Raw genomic sequence first — 7,072 nt, forward strand, 5'->3', positions numbered from 1 at the left:
TCCCGTTGGGTTGAGGAGCACCTTCGCGGTGCCCATGACCGCTTAGTGCTGGCCCCAATGGAAAGGTTCATATGCCGCGCGATTTTTTTCGTTTGGCCGGCGACGTCTGTGTTCAGCCGTCAAACTTATCGGTGCCCCGCATCACGCCACCGGCAATTCGGGGCAGGCGGCGCGGATAATACGCTTTCGCCGCCAGCTTGTCGGTCGGCGTCACGAACCGCGGATTGCGGTCGACGATCTTTCGCCACAGCGTCAGTTCGTTATAGCGCCGGGGCGGCGGGATTTGGCCAATAGCCGAGCTTCATGGCGAAGCGGGCAACGAGAGCCGGATGGCGAAGCGTGAGGACGGCACGGGCGACCGCCAGTAGCAGGCGGTGTCTGGCAAGATCGGCGCAGGCCCCATTAGGCGCAATCCGGAGTGCGGTTCGGCATCGCCGGATGTTTAAGCCGAAGAGTCCGATGGGAAGACTGGTCCGCTCTGGCGGCGAAGGCCTGCCTTCCCATCGGCAGAAGGGAAGGATCAGGCCTTCTTCGGAGCCATCGTCTTGTGGTGGTGATGATGGTGGTGGTGATGGCGGTGATGATGCCTGTGGTGATGACGATGATGGTGATGCTTCTTCATCGGGGCCGCGTCGGCGCTGGTGGCGCCGAGGATCGGCATGGTGAACGCCAGGGCCAGAGCCAGCCCGAGCGCGGAGAGGAGGGACTTCTTCATGACTTCGTTTCCTTTTTACGCGGGCCTTCCGAGATTCACCGGAGCAAATCGGTGACCCAAGCCTCGCGATAGGGACTATCCTCCTGGTTTTTTTCGACAATTTTTCCCAAATGTAGATTTTTGTTTCTGGATTGTTTCTGGGAACACTCTTGCGCCGCGCGCTCGCCCTGGCCGACGAGGATTGCGCTCCTTGAAATCCAAGGATACGGCCGCCTGGCCTCACATAGGCGGCGCGATGCCGTGATTCCCGACCACGACCCGGTTGGCTACGAGCTTGCCGTCGCCGCCGCGCTCGGCGTTGACGAACACCGCGATGCCCGGCGTGAGATCCGCCGGCGTGGCGGCGGCGAATGTCACGATCGGTGTCGTCTGCGGAATCGCGATCTGCTTCTTCTGGCCGTTGTCATAGGTGAGCGTGACCGTACGGCCTTCGATCTCGGTGACGTCGGCGACGGTGCCGTTGGTCATGCGGCTGTTGGGCTGCAGATCCCAGTCGCGGTCGCCTTCGCCCGTGCCCTTCAGGGCCGCTGGGAAGACCACGACTTCCAGCGCGCCGCTGCCGCCATCGGCCTTGGAAATCGAGGCGATGCCAAGAAAATCGCCTTGCTTGATATCGGCTGCCGATGCCTTGGCGACGCCCGAGATCTTCCAGCCGTCGGCAAGCGCGATCGCATCGGTCTTGCCGTCGCGGTCCTTCACCGTGAGCGTCGATCCGGCAACGCCGACGACGGTGCCTCGAACGCGTGTGGCGTACGCCGCCTGCGCTTCCGTCGCGCCGACGACGCTTGAGATGGCGCCAAGCAAAATTGCGAACGATTTCAAATTCATGGCATCGATCCTTCCGTGAAACGCCCGGCGCGCGGGTTTGGCTGCCGGTGACGGTGAGCTAACGAATCGAGGCGTCGAAAATGCCGGCGAATCCGGTCGAGGATCTTCAAAAGAACTTGATTGAGCGCCGAGCGGCCTTACATCTACGGGGCCCGAGGCATTCGGCCAAAACGCAGCTTCACGATGGCGTGACGCCGTATGGGTGCTCTTGGCAAATCATTTGTTAACGAGCATTCTCCCGCCGTCTCAGGCAACACCCACATTTCATCCGACCTGTTTCATCTTTAAGGAGTTGCCATGCCCAACACCGTACGAAACGCTGTTTCCAACGATATCATTGCCGCGTCCGGCCTCAATCCGTTGAAAGCCGCTCGCGAAACGAGGGGATACACGATCGAGGAACTCTCCTTGACCTGCGGCCTGGCCGTGGGCGAGATCGTCGACATCGAGGACGGCAAGGACGCCGACCCCGCCAAGCTCCGGCGCATCGCTTCCGCGCTGCAAGTGCCGGAAGAGGAATTGATCAGGGTGCCGTCCGCAGAGAATCGGCCCACACAGCAATAGAGACGCCAGAAGCGTCCATCCAGAAGCCCGCCGAGGGTTGGCCCGGCGGGCTTTTTAGTGCCTGCGAGGCGCAGGCACTGGCTCTTGCCAATAACCGCCATGCCATGCGATTCGCCGAGCGCTGCTGTTCGACAGACCTGACGAGGGATTCACCATGAGCTTGGAATCGGTCCGCGCCTTTCTGGCCGAGCACGCGCCCGATGTTGAAGTCATCGTCACCGAAGCAAGTTCCGCAACAGTCGCGCTGGCGGCGGAGGCGCACGGCGTCACGCCGGCGCAGATCGCCAAGACGATCTGCCTGCGCGTCGCTGACGAGACCATGCTGGTCGTGACCAGCGGCATCGCCAGGCTCGACAACCGCAAATTCAAGGACAGGATGGGCGGCAAGCCGCGCATGCTCGGCGGCGAAGAGGTGCTGGCAGTCACCAGCCATCCGCCGGGCGGCGTCTGTCCGTTCGGCCTGCCGGCGCCGCTGCCCGTTTATTGCGATCTGTCGCTCAAAGCCTTTGGCGAGGTCGTTCCGGCAGCCGGCGCCACCAATGCCGCGGTGCGCATCAGGCCGCAGCGCATGGCCGATCTGGTCGGCGCTGTATGGGTCGACGTTTGCCAGTAACAATTGCCGCCTAGATATCTTTTTATGGTTCGTCGAGGGCCGTCGCGCGGTTTTGACCGACGTTCGGCCACGACCGCTCGCTTTCCATTTGGTTCGGTACGGGCGCCCGTTGCCCGTGCCTTTAGCCGTTGCGCCTCGAGCAATTGGAAAAGCGTCGACCAACGGCCAAATTCTGGACATTAGTCTTGACAGAAATACATATGTTCAATACCGGTCAAGCAACCGAACAGCATGCGATATGGGAGGAATACGGTATGGCATCCAACATTTCGTTGACGGGCCTTGCCCGCGATCTTGAGGAACGAGCCAAGTCGGGCAAGCCCATCCGCATCGGCCTGATCGGTTCCGGCGAAATGGGCACCGACATCGTCACCCGCGTCGCCCACATGTCCGGCATCGAGATCGGAGCCATTTCGGAACTCAACCTGCCGGCGGCCAGCAAGGCCGTCGATATCGCCTTCCAGGAAACCGGCCATGCGCGCGAGGTTTCCAACACTTCGGCGATGACCTCGGCCATGGAGGCCGGCAAGATCGCCGTCACCAGCGATTCCAGCCTCGTCATCGGCAATGACCTCATCGACGTCGTCATCGACGCGACCGGCGTTCCGGCCGTAGGCGCCGAGATCGGCCTGCACGCCATGGAGCATGGCAAGCATCTGGTGATGATGAATGTCGAGGCCGACGTCACCATTGGCGCCTACCTCAAGAGCGAGGCCGACCGTCTCGGCGTCACCTATTCGCTGGGCGCCGGCGACGAGCCGTCTTCCTGCATGGAACTGATCGAATTCGTCTCCGCCATGGGGCATCCGATCGTTGCCGCGGGCAAAGGCAAGAACAACCCGCTCAACATCGACGCCACGCCTCCGGACTATGAGGAGGAGGCGAAGCGCCGGCATATGAATGTGCGCATGCTGGTCGAATTCGTCGACGGTTCGAAGACCATGGTCGAGATGGCGGCGATCGCCAACGCGACCGGGCTGGTCCCCGACAAGCCCGGCATGCACGGTCCGGCGGCGACGCTTGGCGAATTGTCCAAGGTGCTGGTGCCCGAGAAGGACGGCGGCGTGCTGTCGAAGGTCGGCGTCGTCGACTACTCGATCGGCAAGGGTGTCGCGCCCGGCGTCTTCGTCGTCGCCGACATGTCGCATCCGCGCATCTCGGAGCGCATGGAAGACCTGAAGATGGGCAAGGGCCCGTATTTCACCTTCCATCGCCCCTATCACCTGACCTCGCTGGAAGTGCCGCTGACCTGCGCCCGGGTCGTGCTTTACGGTAAGGCCGACATGGTGCCGCTGGCCAAGCCCGTGGCCGAGGTCTGCGCGGTCGCCAAGAAGGATCTGAATCCCGGCGACAAGCTCGATGCCATCGGTGAGTATTGCTATCGCGCTTGGATCATGACGGCTCCGGAGGCCCATGCGGCGCGCGCCGTTCCCTGCGGCCTGCTGCAGGGCGGCTCCGTCACCCAGCCCATCAAGAAGGGCGAGCTCATTACCTATGCCAACGCGGCGCCCGCGCCGGGCTCGAAGATCGCCGAGCTGCGCGCCCGCCAGGACAAGCTCGTTTACGGCGCTGTGGAGGCGTGATCATGGCTGGAGCCAGCAAAGCCGTCGTGGATAGCCGGGCCAACCTGCCTTTCGTCTATCGCCAGTACAGTCCGGAGCAGCTCCGGGAGGTGCTTCATAAGATGTACCTCATCCGCCGCTTCGAAGAGGGTGCCGAAGAGTGCTACATGCGCGGCCTCATCCATGGCACCATGCACCTGTCGATCGGCCAGGAAGCCAGCGCCATGGGCATCTGCATGCCGCTCGCCGAGGATGACCAGATCACCTCGACGCATCGCGGCCATGGCCATTGCATCGCCAAGGGCGCCGAGGTCAGCCGTATGTTCGCCGAGTTCTTCGGCAAGACCACCGGTTACTGCAAGGGCCGCGGCGGCTCCATGCACATCGCCGATGTCGCCAAGGGCAATCTCGGCGCCAACGGCATCGTCGCCGGCGGCATTCCGATCGCGGTGGGTGCCGCACTTTCCGCCAAGAGGATGAAGACCGGCAAGATCGTGGTCTCCTTCTTCGGCGACGGCGCCAACAATGAGGGCGCCTTCCATGAGGCGCTGAACATGGCGGCGATCTGGAAGCTGCCGGTGATCTTCGTGTGCGAGAACAACGGCTACGGCATGTCGACCTCGACGGCGCGCTCGACCGCGGTGAAGAACATCGCCGAGCGGGCGGCCGCCTATTCGATGCCCGGTGTCATCGTCAACGGCAATATCTTCTCCGAGGTCGCCGAGGCGTCTTTCAAGGCGGTGGAGCGGGCGCGCGCGGGCGAGGGGCCGACGCTGATCGAATCCAAGACCTATCGCCATCGCGGCCATTCCAAGAGCGACCGCAACCGCTACCGCACCAAGGAAGAGATCGAGGACTGGATGGCGAACCGCGATCCGATCACGCTGTTCGAGACCGAACTGCGTGACTTCGGCTTCATCGACGACCAGGGCATCCAGGCGATCCGCGACGCGGTCGCCAAGGAGATCGCCGACGGCATCGAGTTCGCCAAGGCGAGCCCGGCGCCCGAGATCGCCGCCCTTGCGGACTACGTTTACACGGAGCATGCGTGATGGATGCCGTGGTGCGTGAACTGAGCTACGCCCAGGCGATCCAGGAAGCCATGGCTATCGCCATGGACATGGACGAGCGCGTCTTCCTGATGGGCGAGGACATCGGCGTCTATGGCGGCGCCTTCCAGGTGACGGGCGATCTTGTCGAGCGCTACGGCAGCGACCGCGTCATCGACACGCCGATCTCGGAACTGGGCGGCGCCGGCGTCGCGGTGGGCGCCGCCGTCACCGGCATGCGGCCGATCTTCGAATTCCAGTTCTCGGATTTCGCCACGCTCGGCATGGAGCAGATCGTCAACCAGGCGGCCAAGATGCGCTTCATGCTCGGCGGCGAGGTCTCGGTGCCCCTGGTGATGCGCTTCCCGGCCGGCTCCGGCACGGGCGCCGCCGCCCAGCACAGCCAGAGCCTCGAGGCCTGGCTCGGCCATGTGCCCGGCCTGAAGGTGATACAGCCGGCGACGCCGCACGATGCCAAGGGCATGCTGCTTGCCGCGGTCGCCGATCCGGACCCGGTCATGATCTTCGAGCACAAGCTGCTCTACAAGATGAAGGGCCATGTGCCGGAAGGCCATTACACCGTTCCGATCGGCAAGGCCGAGATCCGCCGCGAAGGCCGCGATCTCACCATCGTCGCCACCTCGATCATGGTGCAGAAGGCGCTCGATGCCGCGGCCGTGCTGGAGGGCGAGGGCATCGACATCGAAGTGGTCGATCTGCGCACGATCCGGCCGCTCGACAGGCAGACCGTCATCGACAGCGTGAAGAAGACCTCGCGCCTGCTCTGCGTCTACGAGGCCGTGAAGACGCTCGGCATCGGCGCGGAAGTGAGCGCGCTCGTCGCCGAAAGCGAGGCGTTCGACTATCTCGACGCGCCGATCGTGCGGCTCGGCGGCGCCGAGACGCCGATCCCCTACAATCCGGACCTGGAAAAGGCGACGGTGCCGCAGGTTCCCGACATCATCGCCGCCGCCCGCGACCTCGTGAAAGGGGTCCGCTGAGCGATGCCGACCGAAGTCATTCTTCCCAAGGTCGACATGGACATGGCGACCGGACAGATCTCGCGCTGGTTCGCAGAGGAGGGCGCCAAGGTCAAGAAGGGCGACGTGCTCTTCGAGATCGAGACCGACAAGGCGGCGATGGAGATCGATGCGCCGGCCAGCGGCACGCTGCGCAACGTCACCGGCAAGGAGCGCGTCGACATTCCCGTCGGCGAGCCGGTGGCGTGGATTTATGCCGATGACGAAGTCTACGCGCCAATCTCCCCCCTAAGGGGGGAGATGCCGGCGAAGCCGACAGAGGGGGGCGCTGTTCCGTCAACCTCTTATTCTGTCGCGCCCCCCTCTGGCCTGCCGGCCATCTCCTCCACGAGGGGGGAGATCAGCCAATCGCAAGGGCCCGCCCGAGCCACGCCTTTGGCTCGACGCTTGGCCCGTGAGGCAAATCTGGACCTCTCGGCTATAGCAGGCAGCGGTCCGCGCGGCCGTGTTGTGCGCGCCGACGTTGAGGCCGCAGCCGCCGCGAAAGACGCGGCCGCCTCTGCTCAGCCCGCCGCCGAGATTCCGGCCGGCGCTCCATCCGCTCCGGCCCCAGCACCCAAGCCGATGTCGGACGACCAGGTGCTGAAGCTGTTCGCCGAAGGCTCCTACGAGCTCGCGCCGCACGACAACATGCGCAAGACGATTGCGCGCCGCCTGGTCGAGGCGAAATCCACCATCCCGCATTTCTACCTGACGCTCGA

The 7,072-nt window shown here is 63.9% G+C and carries 8 protein-coding genes; 6 read left to right on the forward strand and 2 right to left on the reverse strand.

The window, feature by feature from the left end; all coding sequences use genetic code 11:
* Positions 1–520 precede the first annotated feature (520 nt).
* On the reverse strand, positions 521–715 hold the full coding sequence (locus FJ418_RS27405; protein WP_140641457.1) for a hypothetical protein: 195 nt from the start codon (positions 713–715) through the stop codon (positions 521–523).
* Between the two features lie 219 nt (positions 716–934).
* Positions 935–1,543 carry a hypothetical protein gene (locus FJ418_RS27410; RefSeq protein ID WP_140641459.1) on the reverse strand — a complete coding sequence of 203 codons (609 nt, stop codon included), beginning with the start codon at positions 1,541–1,543 and terminating at the stop codon, positions 935–937.
* A gap of 297 nt (positions 1,544–1,840) precedes the next feature.
* On the opposite strand from FJ418_RS27410, the gene FJ418_RS27415 reads away from it, so the two are divergent.
* The 6 genes from FJ418_RS27415 to FJ418_RS27440 form a co-directional block, all read left to right on the forward strand.
* Complete coding sequence (locus FJ418_RS27415; protein WP_140855680.1) at positions 1,841–2,107, forward strand: helix-turn-helix transcriptional regulator; 267 nt, start codon at positions 1,841–1,843, stop codon at positions 2,105–2,107.
* A gap of 154 nt (positions 2,108–2,261) precedes the next feature.
* Positions 2,262–2,720, forward strand: coding sequence for a YbaK/EbsC family protein (locus FJ418_RS27420; RefSeq protein ID WP_140871039.1), 459 nt, complete (start codon positions 2,262–2,264; stop codon positions 2,718–2,720).
* A 254-nt stretch (positions 2,721–2,974) separates the two neighbouring features.
* Complete coding sequence (locus tag FJ418_RS27425; RefSeq protein ID WP_140641463.1) at positions 2,975–4,303, forward strand: NAD(P)H-dependent oxidoreductase; 1,329 nt, start codon at positions 2,975–2,977, stop codon at positions 4,301–4,303.
* Between the two features lie 2 nt (positions 4,304–4,305).
* Complete coding sequence (locus FJ418_RS27430; RefSeq protein WP_140871042.1) at positions 4,306–5,334, forward strand: thiamine pyrophosphate-dependent dehydrogenase E1 component subunit alpha; 1,029 nt, start codon at positions 4,306–4,308, stop codon at positions 5,332–5,334.
* Complete coding sequence (locus FJ418_RS27435; RefSeq protein ID WP_140641599.1) at positions 5,334–6,332, forward strand: alpha-ketoacid dehydrogenase subunit beta; 999 nt, start codon at positions 5,334–5,336, stop codon at positions 6,330–6,332. Before FJ418_RS27430 ends, FJ418_RS27435 begins: the two co-directional genes overlap by 1 nt.
* A 3-nt stretch (positions 6,333–6,335) precedes the next feature.
* Positions 6,336–7,072 (forward strand): E3 binding domain-containing protein (locus FJ418_RS27440; RefSeq protein WP_140871045.1); only part of this gene is annotated, 737 nt, incomplete at its 3' end.

This window comes from Mesorhizobium sp. B2-8-3, assembly GCF_006440815.1.
Taxonomy (GTDB): Bacteria; Pseudomonadota; Alphaproteobacteria; order Rhizobiales; family Rhizobiaceae; genus Mesorhizobium.